This window comes from Xanthomonas sp. F14 (assembly GCF_014199865.1).
Genome location: NZ_JACHOM010000005.1, coordinates 134,863 through 157,399 on the forward strand (window position 1 = coordinate 134,863; position 22,537 = coordinate 157,399).

Here is a 22,537-nt window from a genome sequence, read left to right on the forward strand (position 1 = left end):
CACGCACGCATGATGGAGTGCGCAGTGCGTGGTGAAGCGTCCTGTCTGCCGACATGCAAGCGACGTTGCTGCCGGTATCGATGCCGATGCCGATGCGGTTGCGGTTGCGGTTGCCGTTGCCGTTGCCGTTGCCACTGGCCTTGCGCAATGCGCGATACGAAAGAGGCTCAAGCCGCATTGCCGATCCCACAGCGTGCAATCGGCAATGCGCAGGGTCACTCCGCCAGCTGGCGCCGCACCGGATAACGCCAGCCGTTGATCGCCGCATACGGCGAGCGCGCATAGATCCATTGCAGCCGCGCATCGCCATCGGCGCGGAATGCGGCATCGTCTGCGAGCTTGCGTTCGAAGGCGGCGCGCAGGGCGGCGTCGCTGCGCAGCACGCGCTCGCTGAAGTCCACCAACTCGGCGCCGTACAAGCCGCTGTCGGGGCTGCCGGCATTGCGGAAACGTCCGCTGGCCAGCAACGAGTCGCTGCTCTGCGGCTCCAGCAATGCGGCCGCCAGCATGCGCATCGGTTGATCGGCAGGCACGCGGACGCTGCCGGCGGCGAAGGTTTCTTCCACGGGCCCGGCGTGCGGCGTTTGCGTGCCGGCATCCTTCACTACGCGGATCTGCTGCACCTGGAGCTGGCGCGGCTGCTGCAGGCGTTCGTAGCGGATGCCGTGCGCCTTGAGCAGTTCCACCACATCGTCGTTGCCGGGCGGGATCCACCAGGCGAGCGGGTAGCGCACCGCCTGGGTCTGGCGATAGCCGATCACCGGCAGGGTCCAGGTTTCATCGCGGCCCTCCCAGCGCAGTTCCTGCCGCCCGGATACCGGCGACAACGCGCGGGTGTAGCTCACGCCCTTGAACGGCACCTGGGCGATCGGCTGTTGCAGGCGTTCCCAGGCCACCATCAGTTCCTGCGGGCGGGCGGCGCGATCGGCGCGCTTGGCCGCATCGATGTTGCCTGCATCGCGGGCAACCACGCGCAGTGCTGCTTCCAGCAGCACATAGTCGCCCAGCACGCGCTGCCGGTACGACTTCAGGCGATGGTTCTCCACCAACACGGTGGGGATGCCGGCGAAGTCGCCGTAGCCGGTGGAATAGCGCGGGCCTTCCGGCGCGTAGCGCAGGCCCGAGCGCGGCTCGTCTTCGTCGATCAGGCTCGGGTAGATGGACGGTTCGTGGCCCTGGCTGCGCAATGCGGTATTCACCGCCGGCGTGAAGCGTTGCTGCAGCCAGTCGGCAGTGGCACGCGAGCGCGCATAGGTGCCCCAACCGGCGAAGGTAAAGGTGATGTCGTACTGGTGATCCAGCCCACCGCTGACATGCAGGTCGATGTAAAGCGCCGGATCCAGGCGATGCAGCAACGCGACCATCGCGCGCGTTTCCGGCGCTTCCAGGTTGAGGTAATCGCGGTTGAGATTGATGCCGCGCGTGGTGGTGTTCCAGCCCATCTGCTGCGGGCCACGCAATGCGGCGCCGATCAGCGGGCCGCGCTGCTCGTGACCGTCGGCATTGAAGATCGGCACGAACACCAGATCCACCTGGTCGAGCAGGTGGTCCTTGCCGCGTTGCGCGATATCGCGCAGCAACATCAGGCCGGCATCCTTGCCATCGATCTCGCCGGCGTGGATGCCGGCCTGCGCCAGCACCACCGGCTTGCCGGGCGCGCCCTTGTGCGCGCGGACCAGCAGCAGGTCACGGCCCTCGCTGCTCTTGCCGAACACCTCCAGCGACAGCAGCGGCGAGGCGGCGACCAGGCGTTCCAGCCACGCACGCGTTTCGTCATAGCTGGGGGTGCTGGCGAAATCGTTGCGCTCTGCCGGCGTGCTCCACGGATCGTCCGGTGTGACGATCAACGCCTCGCTGGCCCCATGCCAGGCGCGTACCGGCGGCAGCGGTGCGCTGGTATCGATGGACTGCGCGCTGGCCTGGGCGGCAGTCAACAGGGTTGCGGCGAGCAGGCCGGCAGCGGCACGTATGGTGCTGCGGCTGGCAGGTCCGGCGGCGTTGCCGGAAGCGGGTGCGGGAGGGGGCGAGGCGTGCGGGGCAGAGGGGCGCGTATCGGAAGTCATGTGGGACGTACGGGATCTCGATTGCAGGGAGAACGTGGCAAGGCTTGCTGCTCCTGGGTGGCCGTACCGGCGGCGGCGTTCGACGGCGCGATGCCGCATCGACGCGTTGCACCAGGCTGCGTGCGTCGGAGGGCTGGTCCCTGGGCGCGCGGTGCAGGGAGTTCCTGCTCCGGTACTGCAGCAACCAGCAGGATATTTGCGTAATACAGTAACATTTGACGGGCCGCGTTCGCGTCGACGGTCGCGCAGCCGCAGCGGCCAGCCTGCTTCCTGTGGTGCTGTCGTCCAAGCGGGATCGCACCGCGCGTCGCCTCTTCGGCGGGCGCTTGCGCGGCGTCGCCCGGTCCCCTGCAAGCGTTGAAAGCAATGTGATAACGTATCATTTCGTTAAGCCATTGCCTTGCCATGCTTTCCAGTTCTCAAGCCGCCCCCGCCATTTCGATCAGCAACCTGCACGTGGCCTACCGCGACCGCGCCGTGCTGCAGGGGCTGGATCTGCAGGTCGCCGCCGGCAGTGTCTACGCCTTGCTGGGCGGCAATGGCGCTGGCAAGTCCTCCACGCTTTCCAGCTTGCTCGGCTTCGTCAAACCCACCTCCGGCAGCCTGCGGGTCGATGGCATCGACCCGGTCGCCGACCCTGGCGGCGCGCGTGCGCGGCTGGCCTATCTGCCGGAAAACGTGGCGCTCTACGAGCACCTGAGCGCGCTGGAAAATGCCGACTATCTGCTCGCGCTGGCCGGCCAGCGCCGCAGCCAGGCCGAGATCGGCCAGGCGCTGGCCGCTGCCGGCCTGCAGCGTGAGGCCTGGCGCCAGCGGCTGGCTGGGTTTTCCAAGGGCATGCGCCAGAAGGTGGCGATTGCAGTGGCCACGCTGCGCCAGGTGCCGGTGTTGCTGCTGGACGAGCCCACCTCCGGCCTGGACCCGCGCGCTATCGGTGACTTCAACCGCTTGGTGAGCAGCGTGCGCGAACGCGGTGGCGCGGTGTTGATGGTGACCCACGACCTGCTCGGCGCAGTGGATGTCGCCGACCGGATCGGGTTCCTGGAACACGGGCGCATTGCCGAAGACATCGGTGCCGGCGACAGCGGCTTCGACGTGCGCAGCTTGCATGCGCGTTTTGCGCGTGCGCAGGATCGGGCTGCGTGAGTCCGGTGCTGTTGGTCGCGCGCGAGGAACTGCGTTTCATGGCGCGCAACCGTTCCGCTGCCATCGGTGTGGTGCTGCTGATGCTGCTCACGCTGGTGGCGGCATTGACCGCCGCGCATCATCAGCGCGAGGTTGCCGAGTTCCGCACACGCCAGCAACTGGCCGCGCAGCAGGCCTTCGAAGCGCAGCCGGACCGCCACCCGCATCGGGTGGTGCATTACGGCCACTTCATCTATCGCCCGTTGCCGGCGTTGGCCGCCTTCGATGCCGGCGTGGACGCGTTCACCGGCAACAGCATGTTCCTGGAAGGCCATCGCCAGAACACCGCCAACTTCGGCGATGTGCGTCAGAGCTCGCTGCTGGTGCGCTTCGGCCAGCTCACCCCCGCGTTCGTGTTGCAGGTGCTGGCGCCGCTGCTGCTGGTGTTTCTCGGCTATGGCGCGGTGGCGCGCGAGCAGGAGACCGGGACCTTGCGCGCGCTGTTGCTGCAGGGTGCCACGCGTGGGCAATTGTTCGGCGGCAAATATCTCGCGCTCGCGGTGGTGGCCGCTGCCTGCCTGTTGCCGGCCCTGGTCGGGTTGCTGCCGATCGCGTCGTTGCCGGGTCAGGCGCTGCGGGTCGCGCTGCTGGTGCTGGCGTATGCGGTGTATCTGCTGGTGTGGTGCGCGTTGGTGCTGTCGGTGTCGATGCTGTGCCGGCGCGGCCGCGATGCGTTGCTGGTGTCGCTGGCGGTGTGGGTGTGGCTGGCCCTGCTGGTGCCGCGCGTGGCGCCGGATGCGGCCAGTGCGGCGTACCGCCTGCCGACGCGGCTGGAGACCGATGTGGCGATCCAGCGCGACCTGCGCACGCTCGGCGACAGCCACAACCCGGATGACCCGCACTTTGCGCAGTTCAAGCAGCAGACACTGGCGCGCTATGGCGTGCAGCGGGTGGAAGAGCTACCGGTCAACTACAAGGGCCTGCTGGCGCTGGAAGGCGAGCGGCTCACCGCGAGCCTGTTCGAGCGCTATGCCGCGCGTGATTCGGCCATCCAACAGCAACAGAATCTACTGGTGCGCACGTTCGCCTTGCTGAGCCCCACGGTTGCGCTGCGCGAGCTGTCGATGACGCTGGCAGAAACCGACCTGCGTGCGCACGAGCGGTTTCTCGACCAGGCCGAGCATTACCGCTACACGCTAGTGCAGCAGCTCAACCAGCTGCAGGCCGATGCGGTGAGCATGGCCGACGACACCGCGCAGGATGCCGGTGCCGACCAACGCAAGCGCATCTCCTCCGCGCATTGGCATGCGATCCCGGTGTTCGCATTCCAGCCGCCGGCCACCACCGAGGTATTGCGCGCCGCGGGCGCGGCGCTCGGCCTGGTCGGTGCCTGGCTGCTGGCGGCGCTGTGCATGCTGGTGGTGGCCGGCCGGCGTGTGGGAGTGGCGCGCTGATGCTGCTGTGGAAATACGAACTGCTGCTGTTGCTGCGCGCACGCGCCGCGCTGGCCGGCCTGCTGTTGCTGGCGGTGTTGACCGTGTGCAGCCTGCTCTCCGGCCAGCACCTCATCGCTGCGCAACGTGCCAACATCGCGCGCATTGCAGCGCTGCAGCAGGAGGACATCGCAGCGGTGCAAGACTATGTGGCGCGCTCCAACGACGCCGGCAGCGCGGCCTACTACAGCTTTCATCCGACCTGGGATGTGCCCACACCACTGGCATTTGCTGCGGTGGGCATGCGCGATGTCTCGCCGTACATCCTGCGTGTCCGCGCGCTGGGCCTGGAAGCGCAGATCCACGATGGCGACAGCTACAACCCGGAGCTGGCACTGGCCGGGCGCTTCGACTACGCCTTCGTGCTGGTGTTCCTGTTGCCGTTGTTCGTGATCGCGCTGCTGTTCGATCTGCGTTCGGGCGAACGCGAGGCCGGGCGTGCGCGCATGCTCGCCGCATTGCCGGGTGCGGGCACCGCGTTGCTGGTGCGGCGCGTGGCGGTGCGTGCCGCTGCGGTGCTGGTGTGTCTGAGCGTGCCGTTTGTGATTGCCGCAACCCTCAATGCGGTGCCGCTGCTGCAACAGCTCGCGGTGCTGGCATTGACCTGCGCCTATCTGCTGTTCTGGGTGCTGCTGTCGGTGCTGGTCGGGCGCCTCCACTGGCGCCCCGCCGCGCATGCCACCGCCCTGGCGACCTGCTGGGTGGTGCTGGCGCTGGTCGCACCGGCGCTGGCGCATGTGGCGATCAATCAGGCAGTGCCGGTCAACCAAGGCAGCGAGATCGCGCGGTTGCAGCGCGAGGCGGTCAACCACGCCTGGGACATTCCGCGCCAGCACACCATGCGGGCCTTCTACGCGCAGAACCCGCAGTGGGCGGACTCGGCGCCGCTGACCGGCGCGTTCCACTACAAGTGGTATTTCGCCTTCCACGAAAACGGCGACCAACAGGTGGCCCCGCAGGTCGGGGCGTATCGCCAAGGTTTGCAGCGGCGCGAGGCACTGGCGCAGCGCGTGGCCAGCGTGTTGCCGCCGGTGGCGTTGCAGGCTGCATTGACGCGCCTGGCAGGCACCGATCTGCGCGCGCAACTGGCGTACCAGGAACGCATCCGCGCCTACCACCAGGCACTGCGGACGTTCTATTACGGCTATCTGTTCCGCGACCGCCCGTTTACGCGCGAGGACTTCGGGCGCGCGCCACGTTTCGATGCAAGCGCCGATCCTGCGTCATAGCGGCAGCTGCGATTCACCCTCCGCCTGCGTTGTCCACGCTGCGTCGCTGGCTGACGACACCGACTGGCGACAGTCGCCCCTGCGCGTTTGATGGACCGCGCCAGCGCCGGGCGGATGCGAACGACCCGCGCACTGGCTGCGATCATGCTGGACAGGTGCGCCATGCTGGTTTCAGCCAGCCGCCGTGTGCGTGCAGCGCCAGCGCGACTGACTGGTTGCGCTAGCTGCGCCGCGTGGGGGCACGCTTGCTGCGCTTCTTGCCCGGCGCCACCGGCGCGGCATCCTCGCTGGCCAACGCGCCACCGCTGTGCAGCTGTTCCAGCCACGACAGCGCGTCGACATAGCCGAGGAAGTGCTGCAGATAGCCCGGTGAGCACTCGCGCATCAGGCTGATGCAGCGATGCACCAGCACGCTGGAATTGAGCGGGCCGGCGTCCTTGGGGGCGTCCTGCAGCGACTGCCGCACCTGGCTGGCAGTGCGCACCGTGGTCCAGGTGCGGCGAAAATCCTCCAGCGCCGGCAGCTCGGGGAACTGCGTGGCTTCGGCGCTGGCGGTCTTTCTGCTGTCCACTTCCATCAACGCGGCGTGGCCTGCCATCCGGTCGGCTAACGCGCCAAGCGCGCTGCGTTGCGACGGCTGTGCGGCAGCGCTGGCGACACGGCGGCGCGCGGCCTGCTTCACCGTCGCCGCGTACGCATCGACCAGCTTGCCCAGTTTTTCTTCCAGCACCTCGCGCACCGGCTCGGCCTGTGTGCCGGCACGCGCGGCCAGCGTTTCCATCAGGTGGAAACGCACCGGATCCAACTGGTCGGCGCCCTGGCTGCGCCAGCGCTGCAGGCGCGCGTGCGCGGATGTCGCCTGCGTGCTCATCGCGTGCCTGTGGCCGCTGTCGGCTTGGCGGCAGAAGACGCACGCGAGGTGGACGGGCGCGCAATCGGTGCGATCTCCACACGGCGGTTCCTGGCGCGGCGCGTTTCATCGGCATTGGAATCCACCGGCTGTTGCGAGCCGAAGGCCGCGGCAAACACCGATGCGGCCGGCACGCCTTCGGCGATCAATGCACGCGTCACCGTGAGTGCGCGTTGGGCCGACAATTCCCAGTTGTCGGCGTAGCGCCGGTTGCCGCCCAGCACCGGGCGGTCGTCGGTGAAGCCGCTGACCATCAGGATCTCCTCGCGTGCCGCCAGGTATTCGGTCAACGGCGCGGCCAGCGTCTTCAGCACCTCACGGCCTTCCGGCTGCAACTGATCGGAATTGAAGGCGAACAGCACATTGCCGCGGATGCCGATGCGGCCGTCGACCAGGGTCACCCGGCCGGCGGCCAGCGGCGCCGCCAGTGCCTGCTCCAGCGTCTTGCGGCGCTGCGCTTCGGCCTGACGCTGTTTGACCTCTTCGTCCAGGCGGCTGGATAGCTGCAGCTGCACGCCGATCACCCCGACCAGGATCAGCACGAACGCGCCCAGCAGCACCGACATCAGGTCGCCGAAGGCGGCCCAGATCGGTGTGCCCGATTCGCCGTCGATGTCGATCTCGTCGCTCATGCCGCGCTGGCCTCGCCGGCAGCGGCCTCACCGGCATCGCCGCGACCGCGATCGAGCTGGCGCAGTTCTTCGATGATCTGCTTCTGCGACAGCATGCTGAGGTCGACCACCTCGCGCGCCTGCGCCACGTAATACGCCAGTTGGTCGTCGCTGCGGGCCAGCGAGGCATCCAGTGCGCTGGCAACGTGCTGCAGGCGCTCGTTGAGCTCGCTGGTGGAGCCGCTGAACAGCTGCACCGCCACGCCGAAGGCTTCGCCCAGGCTGGCCACTTCCACCGCGCTGCCGCTGACATGTGCGGCCACCGCGCCGAGCTTGCCGGTCTCGCTGCCGATCTGCTCGGTGAGCTGGGTGCCCACGCGTTGCAGCAGGTCGGCCGAGGTGGTGACCAGCGCATCCACCGCTGCGCGTTGTTCGGTGGAGGCGTGGTTGACCGCGTTGAGCAAGGTATCCAGGGTGGCGAGCAGCTTGCTGCGCTCTTCCAGCATCGCGGTGTCGCGCACCATGCTCTCGGACAGGTTCTGGCGCAGCTCGGCCACCACATCGGCGGCCGCCTTGGGCGCTTCGGAGGCGATCTGCATCAGGCGCGCCACTTCGCTGATGGTGGCACTGGCCTGTGCCTGCGCCTGCGTGGACAGCTCGCTGGCGGTGCTGGCCAGGGTGTCGCAGATCGCCTGCTGTTGCTGGGTGACGCGCTCGCCGGTGCGCTCCCACTGCGTGCTCAGGTCTGCGCTCATCGCGCTGAAGCGCTCGCTCCACAGCGCCAGGCGCTGGGTGTCGCGGGCTTCCAGTGCGGCCTGCAGCTCGGTGTGCGATTGCTGCAGGGTGCCGACCAGGGCGGCGGCATGCGCGTCGAAGCTGGCAGTGGCGGCTGCCAGTGCGCGCTGGTGCTGGTCGGCCAAGGCGGCGCTGGCGTCCTGTTGCTGCGCCAGCGCGGCGTTCCAGGCGCTGGCAGTCTCGCTGCTGGACTGATCCATGCGCCTGGACACCGCATCGACCAGGGCGCTGGAGCGTGCATCGAAGGTGCTGGCGAACTGGGTCAGCGTGCCCTGCAACTCCTGCGTCAGCGCGTGGTTTGCACGTTGCTGTTCGGCCACCGCCGCGGTCCAGGTGGCGGCGGCAGCAGCGGTGCTGCTTTCGAAGCCGTTGCTCAGTCCATCGAGTTGCTGCTGTACGGCCTGCTGCACGCCGTCCTGCAGCGCGCTGCTCTGCTGGGCGAGCTGTGCGAGCGTGGCCTGCAATTGCGCGTTCAACGCCGCGCCTGCGCGCTGCTGCTCGGCGAGCACCGCGGCCCAGTGCTCGGCCGTGGCGGCGTTGCTGCGTTCGAACCCGTCATTGAGCGCGGTCAACTGCTGCTGCACCGCGTGGGTCACGCCATCCTGCACCGCGATGCTGCGCTGATCGATCTGCGCCAACGTGGTCTGCAACTGCTCGGTCAACGCGTGCTGCGCCCGGTCCTGCGCGGCCAGCACGGCCTGCCAGTGCTCGGCGGCCGTCTGCGCACTGTGCTGGAAGCCGTCGTTGAGCGCGTGCAACTGCTGCTGCACGGCGGTGCCGACGCCGTCCTGCACGTCAGCGGTCTGCTGTGCGATCTGCTCCAGCGTGGTCTGCAACCGCGTGTCGAGCGCTTGCTGCGCGCGTTCCTGTGCGGCGAGTGCGCTGGTCCAGTGCGCGGCCGCGGCACTGGCGCTGTGCTGGAAGCCGCTGGTGATGCCGTCCAGTTGCTGCTGCACGGCATGGGTGAGGCGCTCGTGCAAGGCGGCGGTGTCGCGCGCGATGCTGGTCATGGTCGCTTCCATCGCCGGCTGCAAGGCCGCGCCCACCGCGCGTGCGCTTTCTGCCACGCCGCTCTGCAGCGATTGCTCCATCGCCGTGGCTAGGCGCGCATACGCCGCCTCGCTCCGGGCGTGGAATTCGGCCTGCTGCGCGGCCAGGCGTTCATCGGCGGCGATGCTCTGCTGCTCGATGCTGTGCATCAGCGTTTGCAGGCGATCGATCAGCGTCGGCATCAGCGCGCTTTGCTGCTGCTGCAACTTGAACACTTCGCCACGCTGGTGCGCGTCCGAGTGCGGATGCAGTTCGGAGGCGATCTTCAGGTCCAGCCGCTGCACTGCCTGCAGCCGCTCGCGCCGGCACAGTGCCGACAACAGCCCCAGCATCGCGGAGGTTGCAACGCCGGCGATGGAGGTGCCGAACGCAAACGCCAGGCCTTCCACCGGCGCGGCCAACGAGCCGCGGATGGCCTGCAGGTCGGTGGCGCTCTGCAATGCGAAGCCGGTGCCCTTGAGCGTGGCCATCATGCCGAGCAGGGTGCCGAGCATGCCCAGCAACACCAGCAGGCCGACCAGATACGGTGTCAGCACCGGTGCCGGCAACGCCACCCGCTCGCCCTTGATGCGCAGGCGCACCGCATTGCGCAGGCTCGGATGCAGGCGCTCCAGCCATTCGCCCAACGCCGATGGCGCGGTGGTCAATGCGGTGACGGCATCGTCCAGCGTCGCGCTGGCCTGGCGATAGCGGTACAGCTCCAGCGCGCCGGCCACATAACAGGCGCCGATCACTGCCGCGACGCAGGCGCCGAGCGGATTGGAGCCCAGATAACCGATGCCGACCCAGCAAACCGCCAACAGGCCGACGACAAACACACACAGGTGGACAAGAGTTCTGAACATGAGGTCCCAGTTAGCGGGTACGAAGCGCTGCGAGCAGGCCTTCGATCGGGTGAAAACGGACATCCAGTTCGGCGAGCAACACGCTCTGCATGTCTTTGCGAAACACATCCAGCCAGCCGTCGGAGAGCGCGCGTGGCGCGGCCTCGCCGTCGGGTGCCGGGTTCTGCGCCCGCGCGGCATCGCGCAGGCGCTCGAAATGCGCGCCGAGCAGGTTCGGCACGTGATTCAGCAGGGTCTGCTCGCGCGGGCTCAAGGTCAGCTCCATCACCGCATCCACCTCGGCCAGCCGCGCCATCGGCGCCGATTCCAGCGCCAGCATGTCGCGCAGGCGGCCACGCAGGTCGCCGGTGGCGGTGCGCATCGCGCGCTGCATTGCCAGGTAGTGCTGGCGGAACGGGGCATAGTCGAGCGCGGGCGCCGCTGCCGCTGCCGCCGCGTCGATGTCGGCAGCGGTGGCGCTGCGCGCATCGCGACGCACGCGCGCAAGCACGGCATCCAGCTCGACCACGCTGCTGGTCGCCAGCCCGGTGCGCACGCGGGCGCAGGCCTCGGTGTCGAGTCTGCGCGTGTCGGGCAGCGCTTCGATCTCCGGCAGCTTGCCATCCAGCGCCTTGGACACGGCGACCGCGCGCGTCCAGTCGATCCATTGGCTGAGCCGGTCGGCAAGCGCATGGTTGGACTGGGCCACGTGGGCATCGGTGAGGCGAGCAAGCAGGCGAATGAACGCCGGGCCCGACAGGGGCGCCCGTGGAGAAGCTTTCGCCATTGTTCCGGTCAAAGACCGCGCATTTTACACGGGAAGCCGCGCGGTTCGGCGCTTTGCCCGGCAGCTGCGGGCTTGCCGCGCAGGCCGGCCCTGGCGGCATTCAGCCGGCCTGGTGTGGGGGTGTGCGCGCGATTGCAGCGTGCAGCGCAGCGATTCAGCAGGCGCAGCGCCCAAGGATCAAGTCCATCTGTAGCGGTATCTGGCTTGCGCTCCCGTGGTCGTGCGCAGCGAGCGCGACCAACGCTGCGGGCCGGATGTGCCTGGCCCGCAACGCGACATCTCAGCCTCGGGCGCGATGTACCAACGGAATCAGCACCACCCCCAGCAGCGCCACCGCCGCGGCCACATAGCCGATGCTGCCCAGCCCCCAGGCCGGAATCACCAGCCCGCCGATGATGGCGCCGATGCCGATGCCGGCATTGGCCGCCGACACGTTGGTGGTGCCGGCCAGTGCCTGCGAGTGGGTCACCGAGTTCATCACCCGCACCTGACTGATCGGAAACAGCGCGGTGTAGGCAATGCCCCAGACCGCCAGGGTCAGATAGAGCAGCACGCCGGTCTTGGCCACCGGCACGCACAGAGCCATGCCCAGCGCGAGCAGCAGCAGGAACACCGCCGTGGCACGCAGCGGCGAGCGATCCACCACCCGCCCGCCCAGCCAGTTGCCGATCAGGCCGATCGCGCCGAAGCCCATCAGCCACCAGCCCACATTCGCCGCCGGCACGCCCACGCTGCGTTCCAGCAGGTCGGCCAGATAGGTGTAGGCGGTGAACATGGCGGTGAAGACCACCACCGACAGGATCACATTGGCCAGGAAGAAGCGCTCGCCGAAGATGCCGGCCTGCTGGCGCAGATTTACCCGTTCGCTGCGGGCCACCGTCGGCATCCAGAGCGCCAGCGCCGCGGCCATCGCCAGCGACAGGGCAGCCAGGATCCAGAACGCGCCACGCCAGCCGATGCTGTTGGCGGCCACCGTGCCCAGCGGAATGCCGAACAGCAGCGCCGCCGAAATGCCCAGATACACCCGCGACACGGCACGCCCTGCGTGCTGCGGCCCGGCCAGTTGCCCGGCGGTTTCGCTGGCGGTTCCCCAGAACACCGGCAGCGCCAGCGCCGGTACAAAGCGGGCAAAGGCCAGCACCCAGATATTGGGCGCCAGCGCGGCCACCGCGTTGGAGACCGCAAACACCAGCAGGATCATGACAAACAGGCGCTTGCGATCCAGATGCGACAGCCACGCGGTCAGCGGCGGGCCGAACAGCATCACGGTGAAGGCGAACAAAGTCACCAGCTGGCCGGCCGCGGAGATGGAAATTTCCATGTCGCGTGCAAGGCCGGGCAGCAGCCCGACGATCAGGTACTCGGTGGTGACGATCACGAACGCGGCAAACACCAGGATGAAGATCGCCAGGCCGCTGCGAGCAGCGGCCGGTGCCGCGGTGGCGGAAACGGGAGAGGAAGTAGAGCCGACAGCAGACATGGCATGCGTCGCAGTGTGGGCTGGCCATCATAGGAAAGAATTAAGATCGTATATCGGGAGTATTTTCCGTACATTGCGGACTTCAGTTCTTGAATGTATACCCATGCATCCCTCTGAACGCGTCAAAGGCATCGATATCTTTGTCAGCGCCGCCGATGCCGGCAGCTTCACGGCCGCCGCCGAGCGGCTCAGCCTGACCAGCTCGGCAGTGGGCAAAGCCATCGCACGCCTGGAGACGCGTCTGGGCGTGCGCCTGTTCGCACGCACCACCCGGCGGCTGGCGCTGACCGACGCAGGCGCGGCGTTCTACCGGGTCTGCGTCAAGGTGCTCGATGAGCTGGAGGAGGCCGAGCACGTGCTGCGCGCCGAAGGCCAGGCGCCCACCGGCCGGCTGCGGCTGGACCTGCCGGTGAGCTTCGGCCGGCACAAGGTGTTGCCGGTGTTGCTGCCGTTCTTCCAGCGTTATCCCGGCCTGCAGCCGGTCATTTCGTTCACCGATCGCTTCGTCGACATGGCCGAAGAAGGCATCGACATCGCGGTGCGCATCGGCGGTCCGGATCAGTGGCACAGCAGCCTGGGGCACCGCTATCTGGGCCATGAAAAACGCGTGTTCTGCGCCGCACCGCAGTACCTGGCGCAGCGCGGCACGCCCGACAGCATTGCCGCCTTGCTGGCGCACGATGCGGTGCTCTACGGCAAGGCCGACGGCAGCAGTAGCCCGTGGTTGCTGCGGCATGGCGCAGGGCCGGTGGAACAGCGTGCGATGGACGCGCGGGTGGTGTTCGGCAATGCCGAGGCGCAGGTGGACGCGGTGGTGGCCGGGCTGGGTATCGCACAGCTGCCGACCTGGCTGATCGATCAGCACCTGCAGCGCGGCAGCCTGGTCGCGGTACTGCCGCAATGCGATACCGAAGGCCTGCCACTGCATCTGGTGTGGATGCGCGCGCGCCAGTTGCTGCCCAAGCTGAGCCGGTTGCTGGAATGCCTGCAGCAGGGCTTGCAGGATGCGGCGTGAGTGCGGCGCCTGGCGTGGGGTCGTGCATGATCGCGGCAGCGGTTGCGCATGGTGCACATCGACGTGCCGCAATGCAGCGCCAGGTTCGGGTCAGCGCACATGCCAGCACACGCAGCAGCGGGCCCGATCAAGCGCAATCACGCCGGTCTGCGCCTGCTCTCTGACCAATTCAGCTCCAACTGCGCTGTCTCACGGCCGACCCTGTTTTGTAAGGTGAACGCGTGTAGGCTGCCGGTCCGGGGACGACTCCCCAACGAGGTGACCACAATGGACCGCTGCGACATGCAGGTGTCCGATCTCATGGTCCTGGAGTTACAAGGGTTCCACGACGCCTATGGCAGTGGACCGGACTTCTGGGACGCGTATCAACGCATCATGACTCTTGCCGCGCAAGCCGGCGGCGATCTGATCACACTGGCCAACGAGATGGCTTCACTGGCACAGGGACTGGGCGCGACCAAACACGCGCAACTGCTGTAATCCGCGCTTGCCTGTTGGCGACGCGGGTCTGCGTGCCGGAAGGCGGTCATTTTTTCGAAGCCGACGATGCCGGCGCTGTGGGTTCAGCCGGCTGCGGTGTGTGCACGCAGCGCGGCATCGATCGCCCAACTCCAACTCCAACAGCGACAGCCACAACGCAGGTGTGCTGCCACTGCGACGCGCTTACTCGGCGTCGGTTGTTGCGGTTGTCGCGGTCTCTGCGTCGGACGCGTCGGTTGCCTTGGCAGCGGGTTTTTTGACTGCCTTGGCAGGAGCGGCCTCGGGCTCGCCGCGCTTCTTGTCGCGACGCAGCGGGGTATCGCCCAGGCGCTCGATCGCGCCACCGGATTGCTGGAACGCCTCCAGGTCGGCAGCCAGCCGTTGCTCGGACAAGCGCGGCTTGCCTGGCTGATTGCTCACGGTCATCGACTGACGGCGGGAGTTGTTCATGGCGAAATCCTCATGCGTTGTACAGCGTCAAGGGAATGCCCCGCCGGCGTTGGTCGTCGTAGGTGGCACGCACGTCGCGGCAATACGGCCCGGACATGACGAAACGCCGGCAGATTGCCGGCCGCGTCTCGTAGATCGAACAACACATGCGCGCCGCATCGATGGCCACGCACCAGCCTTCCTCGTCACGCGCCATCACGTGCCAACCTTGCGGTGTCACGCTGGTCAAGTGGTTGGGGATGCGGTCGGATGGATCGACCATGACGGTGAGCCGGCAACAGACGGCGTCGCAACGTTCGCAGAGATTCTTGATGGAGAAGGCCAGATAGAGTGAGGGCGACACCGGAGTCCGGCCGCCCTTGCACCATACACCCTGGGCGCGCCGGGGTGTGAACCGGTCCCCGCCGTGGCGGCAGCAGCCTGTTTTCTCGCGGCGCGAAAACGCAATGATCACATTGCCGGCAGTGCCGTGTGTTGCGTGGGTGCGTGTGGACGCAAGCACGGCATGCTGCGCGCTCGATCGTGCTGTGGTCCGCGTGCGTACGATTGCGACGTTGCGACAACCTGCCGAGGCATCAGACGTTTGCCTAAACGGTTGCCTTTGTCACGCCGATGCGAAGACCTCTTTCACCTGTGCCGCCGGCAGGCCACCGTAGCGTTGGGTGGTCCGCATCAACGCGACAGGAGATCCCATGAATACTGCCCATCAACACGCAACTGCGCCCGATCTGGCCGGCGATCACGAAGACCAACGCAGCGAGAAGGAAAAACAGGACGCCTTGCAGGACGATGCGCTGGAAGAAACCTTTCCGGCCAGCGATCCGGTGTCGCCGTTCGTGCCGGCCAAGCCGCTGGACTGACCAGGCCACACGAGCCAGCAACGCAAACGGCGCGGTCATCGACCGCGCCGTTTGCGTTTGCAGCGTTGCTGGCTGTTACGGCGTCAACACCACCTTGCGGCAATCGTCCTGCTTCTTGTCGAACAGCTCATAGCCGCGCGCTGCATCGGCCAGCGGCATGCGATGGGAGATGATCGCGCTGGGCTTGAGGTCGCCATTGCCAATGCATTCCAGCAAATGCGGCATATGCTTCTGCACATGGGTCTGGCCCATCTTGAAGCTCAGCCCCTTGTCGAAGGCATCGCCGAACATGAAGGCGTGGATGAAGCCGGCATACACGCCCGGCACGCTGACCACACCGCAGCGGCGCGTTGCCGCGATGCATTGGCGGATTGCAACACCGCTGCTGCCTTCCAGCTTCAAGTTGGTCAACGCGGTTTCGATCGCGCTGCCTTCGGCCTCGAAGCCCACCGCTTCGATGCTGGCATCCACGCCGCGGCCATCGGTTTGCGACACGATGACATCGGCCGGGTCGTCGACCTCGTCGAAGTTGATCGGAATGATGCCGTAGGCCTTGGATGCAAAGTCCAGCCGGTAGGCATGCCGGTCGACCATGAAGATGCGCTCGGCGCCCAGCATGCGGCAGCACGCCGCCGCCATCAGGCCCACCGGGCCGGCACCGAAGATCGCCACCGTCGAACCCTGCTTGACCCCGGCATCGATGACGGCCTGATAGCCGGTCGGCAGGATGTCGGACAGGAACAGCACCTGCTCGTCGTGCAATGCATCGGGTACCACCAGCGGCCCGACATTGGCCTTGGGCACGCGCACGTATTCGGCCTGCCCGCCGGACAGACCGCCGTACAGATGACTGAAGCCGAACAGCGCCGCCGGCGGCCGCATGTCCTTGTGGTTGAGCGCCGCGCCCTTGCCGGTGTTGGTGGTCTCGCAGGCGGAGAATTCCTGCAGCATGCAGTGGAAGCAGCGTCCGCAGGCCACCACGAAGGGGATCACCACGCGGTCGCCGCGTTTGACGGCGGTGACGTCGGGGCCCACGTCTTCGACAATGCCCATGAACTCATGGCCGAGGATATCGCCGTGCCGCAGATCCGGAATCTTGCCGCGGTACAGATGCAGATCCGAACCGCAGATGGCGGTGGCGGTCACGCGCAGGATGAGATCGTCGCGTTCGACCAGGACCGGGTCCGGCACGGTTTCGACCCGGACATCGCGTGAGCCGTGGTAGTTGAGGGCGAGCATGGGGGTTCTCCGGAAAGGCCGTCGATGTGCGGCAACACAGCCAGTGTCGGCAGCGCGCCGTTAAGTCCGTCAGCACGGCACGTGCGCACGGTGTGGACGCGTTCGATTGGCGACGCGGCGTTGATGCGTGTGTCACGCCTGGATAACCCGCGCGCTCGCACTCTCGAATGCCACGCTGAATCGTTCGCAGCTCATGCGTACAGCGACCATGCGACCCCGACAATCAACGATCGTGCCTTGCGCGATCAACCAGGAGACAACGATGGGAATTTTCAAGATGGTGACCGCCGGTGCAGTGGGCTACGTGGCTTACAAGGCATGGCAGCGTCGCCAGAACGAGTCCGGTGAAGCGGCCAGCCCGAAGAACAACGATCGCGATATTCAACCGCAGACGCTGAGCGCGCCGGCCAATGCGGGCAGCACGCCGCCGCATGGCGACCCGTTGCGTGATGCCGCTGCAATCTCCGGCGATCGCAAGCAGGCGCTTGGTGCGCTGGTGGTGTTTAACGAGCAGGAGCGCACGCTGGCGCAACTGGCAGTCGTCAAGGGACTTGGCGGCGAGACCTTGCAGTTTGCACGCAAGATGGACGAGGCCCACAGTGCGGCGCTCACCGATCTCAGCCGGTTTGCACCGGATCGCAGCGGCACGCTGGCGCAGGCTGCAACCACCCGCGCTGATGGCACCCGCAAGCGTCTGGAAGGCTTGAACGGCAAGGAGTTCGAAACGCAGTACCTGCAGGCCAGCGTGACCAGCCATGAGCAAGCGTTGACGTTGCTGGATGCGCAGCTGGCCAGCGAGCCGGGTTCGAGCGATCTGGGCAAGGAACTGCAGCGCGCACGCGAGACCGTCGCCCAGCATCTGGAGCATGCCAAGTCGCTGCGTGCCAAGTCGAACCAGCCGCACTGATCAGGCAGCGATGTGGATCAGGCACCGCGTGACGCGCGGTGCGATGCAGGCAACAGGCAGCTTCGGCTGCCTGTTGTCGTTGTGGGCATGCGTGGGGCGTGTCTACTCGATCTGCTGCACACCTGCAGCATGCTCGGCCGGTACCGGGCGATCGCATCGCAAGGCCGTCTTCATGACGCATCAGGCGCAGCCCGCTCGAATCCCGCCGCCTGGCGTTGCCACAGACCATCGAACACGCCACCGTGACCACGCAGCTGTGCCGGGTTGCCGTCTTCGACCACGCGGCCTTCCTGCAGCACCACGATACGATCGAAGCCGATCACCGTGGACAGGCGATGCGCCACCGCCAGTGCGGTGCGTTCGCGCATCAGGTGATCCAGCGCGGCCTGGATTTCCGCTTCCGATTCGGTGTCCAGTGCCGAGGTGGCTTCGTCCAGGATCAGGATCGGCGGGTCCTTCAGGAACGCGCGTGCGATGCCCAGACGCTGGCGTTGACCACCGGAGAGCATGACCCCGCGTTCGCCGACCTGGGTGTCGTAGCCCTGCGGCAGCTGCCGGACGAAGCCATCGCAGAATGCGTGCCGCGCGGCGTCCTGCACTTCCGCATCGCCGGCCTCCGGGCGGCCGTAGCGGATGTTGTCGGCAATGCTGCGATTGAACAGCGCGGTTTCCTGCGGAACCACCGCAATCTTTTCGCGCAGGCTGTCCTGGCTGAGGCTGCGATGTCCTGGCCATCGATCAGCACGCGTCCGGATTGCACATCGTCCAGGCGCTGGATCAGCGCGATCAAGGGGGACTTGCCGGCACCGGAGGGCCCGACGATGCCGACCTTCTGGCCGGCAGGGATGTGCAGGTTCAATCCATCCAGCACCGCCGCCCGCTCCGGATAGGCAAAGCGCACCTCTTCGAACCGCACATCGCCCTGGGCCAGGGCCAGCGGTGCGTCCGCGTCAACGATGGTATGTGGCTGCAGGATGATCTGCAGCGTGTCGGCGAGGGCGCCCAACTGCTGGGTGGTGTCCACCAGCGTCAGCGCCAGGTCGCGCGAGCCGGGCAGGATGCGGAAAGTCAGCGCGCTGACCAGCACCACGTCGCCCGCGCTCACCGTGCCGGCGCGCCGCATGCTGATCGCCCACATCAGCATGCCGCCGGCCATCACCGACAGGCAGATGTCGTGGATCACGCGGGCCTTTTCCACGTACATCCAGCTGCGGCGATGGGCCACCGCCTCGTCGCCGATCTGCTCGGCCAGCCGCGCGCTTTCGCGATCGCGTGCGGCAAACGCCTTGATCTTCCACACAGTGGACACCGCATCCACCAGCTCGCCGCCCACGCGCGCGGCCTGCCGCCTCGCTAAGCAAGCGAGGCGGGCTTTGCGAGCAGCTGCAGCGCTGGACGGCGTTACAGCGTGACCGCGCCACCGGCAATGGTGAGCAATGTGCCCGAGGTGTAGCTGGCGGTATCGGCTGCCAGCATCACGTACGCCGATGCCAGCTCCACCGGTTGCCCGGGGCGTCCCATCGGTGTCTGGCCGCCGAAGTTTTCCACCGACTCCTCGTCCATGCCGGCGGGAATGAACGGCGTCCAGATCGGGCCCGGCAGCACCGCGTTGACGCGGATGTGCTTGTCGGCCAGCACGCCTGCCAGGCCAATCGTCAGGTTGGCCAGTGCGCCCTTGGTAGCGGCATACGGCAGGATGTTCGGCGTCGGCTTCTTGGACTGCACCGAGGCGGTATTGATGATGGAGCCGCCGTCTTTCATCAGCGGTACCGACAACTGCACCAGGTGGAACACGGCATGCACGTTGGTGTCGAAGGTCTTGCGCCATTCGTCCAGCGTGATGTCTTCGAAGTTCTCAAAATACTTCTGATAGCCGGCGTTGTTGACCAGGATATCCAGGCCGCCGAGCGTGCTGTTGACCTGTTGGATCAACGTAGCCGCCTGGGACGGGTCGCTGATGTCGCAGCCCACCAGCAAGGCCTTGACGCCGGCCTTTTCGATCAATGCGCCGATTCTGGCGGCGTCTTCCTGCTCGTCGGGAAGATAGGCGATCGCCACGTCGGCACCCTCGCGTGCATAGGCGATCGCCACGGCCGCACCGATGCCGCTGTCGCCGCCGGTGATCAGGGCACGCTTGCCGGTGAGCTGCCCATGGCCGACATAACTGTCTTCGCCGTGATCCGGGCGCGGGTCCATCTTCTCGGTACGCCCGGGAAAGTTCTGCTGCTGCGGCTTGAATGGCGGGCGCGGGTAATTGGGTACGGGCATTTCAGTCTCCTGGCGGTGTGACGCATCACGATGAACGGCAGTGTGCGTGCGCAGACGTAAACGGGCGGGCTAGGCGATGTCGGCGGCGTGTGTGTTGACGATGTCGCCGCCTGTGCATGCGGCGATTGCTTCACGCCATCGCGCAGCTTTGTTCACTGCTGTGCAATGCACGCCGGCCTAGCGTGGGCTCACGACCACAACGCAGGAGAACGATGATGGGCAGCGAACCGAAAAAGCCATGGGGCCCGGACGACGACCAGCAAAAGCCGTTTACGCCGCAGGAACAGCGCAACGAGGATGTCGAGTGGAAGGTGCACGACATGCCCGACGAAGACCGCGATGTGAACAAGGCCGACCCCGAGCACGATTACGAGCGACCGGACGGCTCCGAGAAGCGCTGAGTCGCGCTCGACGCTGCAGTTCCGGCGTTCGCGATGCAGGCGCATGCAACTCTGCCGTCGTGTCACAGCGCCGGCCTTGGCCGCTCCATGCACGTTTTCTCCACGGCCGGTGCGTAGGCTATTGGCAACACAGCGCACCCGACGGCTCGCGGCCGGGCGTGCACAAGGCATCCACCGGCAATGATCCACGTCGGCGCGAGCCGACAGTCCAGCAGGCGCGTCGTAGCGCAGGCCAAGCGAGCTGATCCGTCAGCTCAGTCCAACGGTACCCGTGTCCGGGTTGCCCTCCATCTCCCGCAAACCTTGCGCTCCTTGGCGTTTCGCCCAAGACGACGCGCTGACCGACCCCGACCATGACGCTTGGCACTGGCGTAATCCAGCGCCGCCATGCGTACTTCGGTCGACCATTTACGGCGAGCTCGACTTGGGGGGAAGCGGGCGCCATACGGCCGGATGGCCGTGACACGGATGTGCCATCTCGTGGTGACGTACAGGCGCGTTTTTCGCGCAGCCGTCACAATTCTCAACTGAACATGTATTAGTCATTGCGGACAGAAGCGCCCATGGACCGTCTTTCCTGCGCCATCATCGACGACGACGTGGAGTTCTGCGATCAGGTGGTTGAGTTAGCCACCGATAGCGGCTTCCGTGCCAAGGGCATCCACACCCTTGGCGAAGCCAGCCGTTGGCTGGACAGCAACTTCCCCGACCTGTTGGTGGTGGACGTTGGTCTGCCCGACGGTAGCGGTTTCGATCTCATCGAACGGCTCGACCCGGATCACACGCCGCAGATCGTAGTGGTTTCGGGCGATTACGCCTACGAAACCCAGGGCCGCGCGCAGCAGTTCGGCGTCAGTGAGTTCCTCACCAAGCCGTTTGCGCCCGAGCGGCTGGAGCGCGTGCTCGGCGGCCTGCGCGACGCGCAGCAGGGCAATCTGGGCATCATCGGCAACAGCGACAGCATCGTGCTGCTGCGCAAGGACATCCTGCGCGTGGCGCCGACCGATTTGAATGTGCTGGTGACCGGCGAGACCGGCACCGGCAAGGATCTGGTCGCGCGCGCGATCCACCGGGTCTCCGGCCGGCGTGGTCGCTTCGTGCCGGTCAACTGCGGTGCCATTCCCGAGGAGCTGCTCGCCAGCCAGTTGTTCGGCCACGAGCGCGGCAGCTTCACCGGTGCCGATCGTCGGCACGCCGGTTTCCTGGAGCAGGCCGCCGATGGCACGCTGTTCCTGGATGAGATCGGCGAGATGCCGACCCGGCTGCAGGTCTACCTGCTGCGCGCGATCGAGTCGCGCAGCTTCATGCGCGTGGGGGGCAGCGAGGAGATTCCACTGGATGCGCGCGTGGTCGCGGCAACGCACCAGCATGTGCAACGCGAGCACGGCGTGCTGCGCGAGGATCTGTTCTATCGGCTCAACGAGTACCCGATCCAGGTGCCGCCGCTGCGCGAGCGTCGCGGCGATGCGCGGCTGCTGGGCCTGCGCGTGATCGATGAGCTCAACGTCAAGTACGGCACCCGCAAGCTGCCGACCAAGTCGTTGCTGCGCTATCTGGCCTACCACACCTGGCCGGGCAACGTGCGCGAACTGCGCTCGTTCATCCGCTATCTGTACCTGCGCGCAGACGGCGATCTGCTGAGCGCGCCGGATGTGGTGCAGACCGTGCCGCAGGCCGACGAAGACGGCTTGCTGATTCCGGCGGGATGGACCATGCGCCAGGCCGAGGACGCCATGATCGAGGCAGCGCTGGCGCGCACGCGTTTCAACAAGAAGGCGGCGGCGCGCGAGTTGGGGATCAGTGTGCGCACCTTGCACAACCGGCTCAGCGACAAGGACGCGTAGTGGGCGATGCATCCCAGGGGCGGCGGCGCGAGCTGCTGCATCAGTTGCGCAACCGCCTCAATGTGATGGGCTTTGCGTTGTATGCGTTACGCAACGAGACCTCCAAGCCCATGGAGACCCTGCGCACCACCCATCAGTCGGCGGTGGAGTTGCTCAATCAACTGGGCGAAGAAGAGCGCGCCCTGCGCCAGGACGATGCGATGTCCACCGACAGCGCCGATCAGTAATGCTCGGCAGGCTGGGTCTGGTTGCTGAGCAGGGCGGTGATGGTGCGCGGGTTGTAGGGCTTCATGCAGTACGACAGGTGCGCAAACCGCGGCGGTAGCGTGTAGCGGTCGTAGCCGGAGCAGAACGAGAACGGCACGCCGCGCTCCAGCAGTGCGTCGGCAACCGGAAACACCGGTTGACCACGCACATTGACGTCGAGCAAAGCGCCGTCGATGGTCTGGCCGGAGGCCACCAGCGACAATGCCTCCGGCACATTGCCCACCGGCCCGAGTACATAGACGCCGGCTTCCACCAACAGATCGTTGAGCGATTCGGCCAGCAGATAGTCGTCCTCGACCACGAGGATGCGACGGCCGTTGAGTGGATTGTCCTGCATGGCGAGCTCCTGGAGCGGTGGCGCTGTCTGGCGACGCGCAAGCCATAGTGCGCGTCGCGTCGGTTAACGCCGCGCGTAAGCAGGCGCTTCCAGAACCGGTTG

The 22,537-nt window shown here is 66.8% G+C and carries 21 protein-coding genes and 1 pseudogene; 10 read left to right on the top strand and 12 right to left on the bottom strand.

The features are described from left to right. Nucleotides 1–215: 215 nt before the first annotated feature. Nucleotides 216–2,063: a M14 family metallopeptidase gene (locus GGR73_RS17240; RefSeq protein WP_456362998.1), complete on the bottom strand. Its 1,848-nt coding sequence runs from the start codon at nt 2,061–2,063 to the stop codon at nt 216–218. A 405-nt stretch (nt 2,064–2,468) separates the two neighbouring features. On the opposite strand from GGR73_RS17240, the gene GGR73_RS17245 reads away from it, so the two are divergent. The 3 genes from GGR73_RS17245 to GGR73_RS17255 are packed head-to-tail and all read left to right on the top strand — an operon-like array spanning nt 2,469 to nt 5,910. Continuing rightward, on the top strand, nt 2,469–3,209 hold the full coding sequence (locus GGR73_RS17245) for an ABC transporter ATP-binding protein (RefSeq protein ID WP_184458092.1): 741 nt from the start codon (nt 2,469–2,471) through the stop codon (nt 3,207–3,209). Then, nucleotides 3,206–4,642, top strand: a complete 1,437-nt coding sequence (locus tag GGR73_RS17250; protein ID WP_184458093.1) for a DUF3526 domain-containing protein — start codon at nt 3,206–3,208, stop codon at nt 4,640–4,642. Before GGR73_RS17245 ends, GGR73_RS17250 begins: the two co-directional genes overlap by 4 nt. Further along, nucleotides 4,642–5,910 carry a DUF3526 domain-containing protein gene (locus tag GGR73_RS17255; RefSeq protein WP_184433321.1) on the top strand — a complete coding sequence of 423 codons (1,269 nt, stop codon included), beginning with the start codon at nt 4,642–4,644 and terminating at the stop codon, nt 5,908–5,910. The genes GGR73_RS17250 and GGR73_RS17255 overlap by 1 nt, the downstream gene beginning before the upstream one ends. 220 nt (nt 5,911–6,130) lie before the next feature. Here the strand turns inward: GGR73_RS17255 and GGR73_RS17260 are convergent, their stop codons facing one another. The 5 genes from GGR73_RS17260 to GGR73_RS17280 all read right to left on the bottom strand — a co-directional run bounded on the left by GGR73_RS17260 (nt 6,131) and on the right by GGR73_RS17280 (nt 12,367). Next, the gene (locus GGR73_RS17260; protein ID WP_184433324.1) at nt 6,131–6,781 is read right to left on the bottom strand and encodes a DUF2894 domain-containing protein; all 651 of its coding nucleotides are present in this window, start codon (nt 6,779–6,781) and stop codon (nt 6,131–6,133) included. Beyond that, nucleotides 6,778–7,452 carry an OmpA family protein gene (locus tag GGR73_RS17265; RefSeq protein ID WP_024938486.1) on the bottom strand — a complete coding sequence of 225 codons (675 nt, stop codon included), beginning with the start codon at nt 7,450–7,452 and terminating at the stop codon, nt 6,778–6,780. Before GGR73_RS17265 ends, GGR73_RS17260 begins: the two co-directional genes overlap by 4 nt. Next, nucleotides 7,449–10,121 carry a DUF802 domain-containing protein gene (locus GGR73_RS17270; RefSeq protein ID WP_184458095.1) on the bottom strand — a complete coding sequence of 891 codons (2,673 nt, stop codon included), beginning with the start codon at nt 10,119–10,121 and terminating at the stop codon, nt 7,449–7,451. The genes GGR73_RS17265 and GGR73_RS17270 overlap by 4 nt, the downstream gene beginning before the upstream one ends. 10 nt (nt 10,122–10,131) lie before the next feature. Next, nucleotides 10,132–10,887, bottom strand: coding sequence for a DUF3348 domain-containing protein (locus GGR73_RS17275; protein WP_184458097.1), 756 nt, complete (start codon nt 10,885–10,887; stop codon nt 10,132–10,134). A 280-nt stretch (nt 10,888–11,167) separates the two neighbouring features. After that, entirely contained in the window at nt 11,168–12,367 is a 1,200-nt protein-coding gene (locus GGR73_RS17280; RefSeq protein WP_184458099.1) for an MFS transporter, read from the bottom strand. A gap of 103 nt (nt 12,368–12,470) precedes the next feature. Here GGR73_RS17280 and GGR73_RS17285 point away from each other — a divergent pair, with 103 nt between their 5' ends. Next, nucleotides 12,471–13,382, top strand: a complete 912-nt coding sequence (locus GGR73_RS17285) for a LysR family transcriptional regulator (protein WP_024938482.1) — start codon at nt 12,471–12,473, stop codon at nt 13,380–13,382. A 267-nt stretch (nt 13,383–13,649) separates the two neighbouring features. Then, nucleotides 13,650–13,862, top strand: a complete 213-nt coding sequence (locus GGR73_RS17290; RefSeq protein ID WP_024938481.1) for a hypothetical protein — start codon at nt 13,650–13,652, stop codon at nt 13,860–13,862. Between the two features lie 183 nt (nt 13,863–14,045). Here the strand turns inward: GGR73_RS17290 and GGR73_RS17295 are convergent, their stop codons facing one another. Together GGR73_RS17295 and GGR73_RS17300 are read right to left on the bottom strand one after the other, a co-directional pair. Further along, on the bottom strand, nt 14,046–14,312 hold the full coding sequence (locus tag GGR73_RS17295; protein ID WP_024938480.1) for a hypothetical protein: 267 nt from the start codon (nt 14,310–14,312) through the stop codon (nt 14,046–14,048). A gap of 10 nt (nt 14,313–14,322) precedes the next feature. Next, complete coding sequence (locus tag GGR73_RS17300) at nt 14,323–14,655, bottom strand: YkgJ family cysteine cluster protein (RefSeq protein WP_226427509.1); 333 nt, start codon at nt 14,653–14,655, stop codon at nt 14,323–14,325. A gap of 349 nt (nt 14,656–15,004) precedes the next feature. Between GGR73_RS17300 and GGR73_RS17305 the strand changes: the two genes are divergently transcribed. Beyond that, complete coding sequence (locus GGR73_RS17305) at nt 15,005–15,172, top strand: hypothetical protein (protein ID WP_164738933.1); 168 nt, start codon at nt 15,005–15,007, stop codon at nt 15,170–15,172. Between the two features lie 75 nt (nt 15,173–15,247). On the opposite strand, the gene GGR73_RS17310 is transcribed toward GGR73_RS17305, so the two are convergent. Further along, complete coding sequence (locus GGR73_RS17310; RefSeq protein WP_024938479.1) at nt 15,248–16,411, bottom strand: zinc-dependent alcohol dehydrogenase; 1,164 nt, start codon at nt 16,409–16,411, stop codon at nt 15,248–15,250. 262 nt (nt 16,412–16,673) lie between these two features. On the opposite strand from GGR73_RS17310, the gene GGR73_RS17315 reads away from it, so the two are divergent. After that, nucleotides 16,674–17,318 (top strand): DUF4142 domain-containing protein, encoded by a 645-nt coding sequence (locus GGR73_RS17315; protein ID WP_184379407.1) that lies wholly within the window; start codon nt 16,674–16,676, stop codon nt 17,316–17,318. Nucleotides 17,319–17,488: 170 nt separating this feature from the next. On the opposite strand, the pseudogene GGR73_RS17320 reads toward GGR73_RS17315, so the two are convergent. Both GGR73_RS17320 and GGR73_RS17325 read right to left on the bottom strand, forming a co-directional pair. Beyond that, a pseudogene (locus GGR73_RS17320) lies at nt 17,489–18,522 on the bottom strand (ABC transporter ATP-binding protein). A gap of 197 nt (nt 18,523–18,719) precedes the next feature. After that, nucleotides 18,720–19,586 carry an SDR family oxidoreductase gene (locus tag GGR73_RS17325; protein WP_184458101.1) on the bottom strand — a complete coding sequence of 289 codons (867 nt, stop codon included), beginning with the start codon at nt 19,584–19,586 and terminating at the stop codon, nt 18,720–18,722. 215 nt (nt 19,587–19,801) lie between these two features. Between GGR73_RS17325 and GGR73_RS17330 the strand changes: the two genes are divergently transcribed. The 3 genes from GGR73_RS17330 to GGR73_RS17340 all read left to right on the top strand — a co-directional run bounded on the left by GGR73_RS17330 (nt 19,802) and on the right by GGR73_RS17340 (nt 22,058). Next, a complete protein-coding gene (locus tag GGR73_RS17330) occupies nt 19,802–19,987 on the top strand; it encodes a hypothetical protein (protein ID WP_016900925.1) in 186 nt (61 codons plus the stop codon). A gap of 563 nt (nt 19,988–20,550) precedes the next feature. Next, complete coding sequence (locus GGR73_RS17335) at nt 20,551–21,831, top strand: sigma-54-dependent transcriptional regulator (RefSeq protein ID WP_046344551.1); 1,281 nt, start codon at nt 20,551–20,553, stop codon at nt 21,829–21,831. Further along, nucleotides 21,831–22,058 (top strand): hypothetical protein, encoded by a 228-nt coding sequence (locus tag GGR73_RS17340; RefSeq protein ID WP_024938476.1) that lies wholly within the window; start codon nt 21,831–21,833, stop codon nt 22,056–22,058. The genes GGR73_RS17335 and GGR73_RS17340 overlap by 1 nt, the downstream gene beginning before the upstream one ends. On the opposite strand, the gene GGR73_RS17345 is transcribed toward GGR73_RS17340, so the two are convergent. Continuing rightward, nucleotides 22,052–22,435, bottom strand: coding sequence for a response regulator (locus GGR73_RS17345; RefSeq protein ID WP_024938475.1), 384 nt, complete (start codon nt 22,433–22,435; stop codon nt 22,052–22,054). The two genes, GGR73_RS17340 and GGR73_RS17345, sit on opposite strands and share 7 nt — an antisense overlap. Between the last annotated feature and the right edge of the window lie 102 nt (nt 22,436–22,537).

What these genes read in the sequence shown, in the direction of transcription:
- GGR73_RS17280 (WP_184458099.1), bottom strand. Translation starts at nt 12,367, where the DNA reads ATGTCTGCTGTCGGCTCTACTTCCTCTCCCGTTTCCGCCACCGCGGCA.
- GGR73_RS17325 (WP_184458101.1), bottom strand. Translation starts at nt 19,586, where the DNA reads ATGCCCGTACCCAATTACCCGCGCCCGCCATTCAAGCCGCAGCAGCAG.
- GGR73_RS17290 (WP_024938481.1), top strand. Translation starts at nt 13,650, where the DNA reads ATGGACCGCTGCGACATGCAGGTGTCCGATCTCATGGTCCTGGAGTTA.
- GGR73_RS17330 (WP_016900925.1), top strand. Translation starts at nt 19,802, where the DNA reads ATGGGCAGCGAACCGAAAAAGCCATGGGGCCCGGACGACGACCAGCAA.
- GGR73_RS17240 (WP_456362998.1), bottom strand. Translation starts at nt 2,063, where the DNA reads ATGACTTCCGATACGCGCCCCTCTGCCCCGCACGCCTCGCCCCCTCCC.
- GGR73_RS17260 (WP_184433324.1), bottom strand. Translation starts at nt 6,781, where the DNA reads ATGAGCACGCAGGCGACATCCGCGCACGCGCGCCTGCAGCGCTGGCGC.
- GGR73_RS17315 (WP_184379407.1), top strand. Translation starts at nt 16,674, where the DNA reads ATGGGAATTTTCAAGATGGTGACCGCCGGTGCAGTGGGCTACGTGGCT.
- GGR73_RS17255 (WP_184433321.1), top strand. Translation starts at nt 4,642, where the DNA reads ATGCTGCTGTGGAAATACGAACTGCTGCTGTTGCTGCGCGCACGCGCC.
- GGR73_RS17245 (WP_184458092.1), top strand. Translation starts at nt 2,469, where the DNA reads ATGCTTTCCAGTTCTCAAGCCGCCCCCGCCATTTCGATCAGCAACCTG.
- GGR73_RS17285 (WP_024938482.1), top strand. Translation starts at nt 12,471, where the DNA reads ATGCATCCCTCTGAACGCGTCAAAGGCATCGATATCTTTGTCAGCGCC.
- GGR73_RS17265 (WP_024938486.1), bottom strand. Translation starts at nt 7,452, where the DNA reads ATGAGCGACGAGATCGACATCGACGGCGAATCGGGCACACCGATCTGG.
- GGR73_RS17335 (WP_046344551.1), top strand. Translation starts at nt 20,551, where the DNA reads ATGGACCGTCTTTCCTGCGCCATCATCGACGACGACGTGGAGTTCTGC.
- GGR73_RS17345 (WP_024938475.1), bottom strand. Translation starts at nt 22,435, where the DNA reads ATGCAGGACAATCCACTCAACGGCCGTCGCATCCTCGTGGTCGAGGAC.
- GGR73_RS17305 (WP_164738933.1), top strand. Translation starts at nt 15,005, where the DNA reads ATGAATACTGCCCATCAACACGCAACTGCGCCCGATCTGGCCGGCGAT.
- GGR73_RS17275 (WP_184458097.1), bottom strand. Translation starts at nt 10,887, where the DNA reads ATGGCGAAAGCTTCTCCACGGGCGCCCCTGTCGGGCCCGGCGTTCATT.
- GGR73_RS17270 (WP_184458095.1), bottom strand. Translation starts at nt 10,121, where the DNA reads ATGTTCAGAACTCTTGTCCACCTGTGTGTGTTTGTCGTCGGCCTGTTG.
- GGR73_RS17310 (WP_024938479.1), bottom strand. Translation starts at nt 16,411, where the DNA reads ATGCTCGCCCTCAACTACCACGGCTCACGCGATGTCCGGGTCGAAACC.
- GGR73_RS17295 (WP_024938480.1), bottom strand. Translation starts at nt 14,312, where the DNA reads ATGAACAACTCCCGCCGTCAGTCGATGACCGTGAGCAATCAGCCAGGC.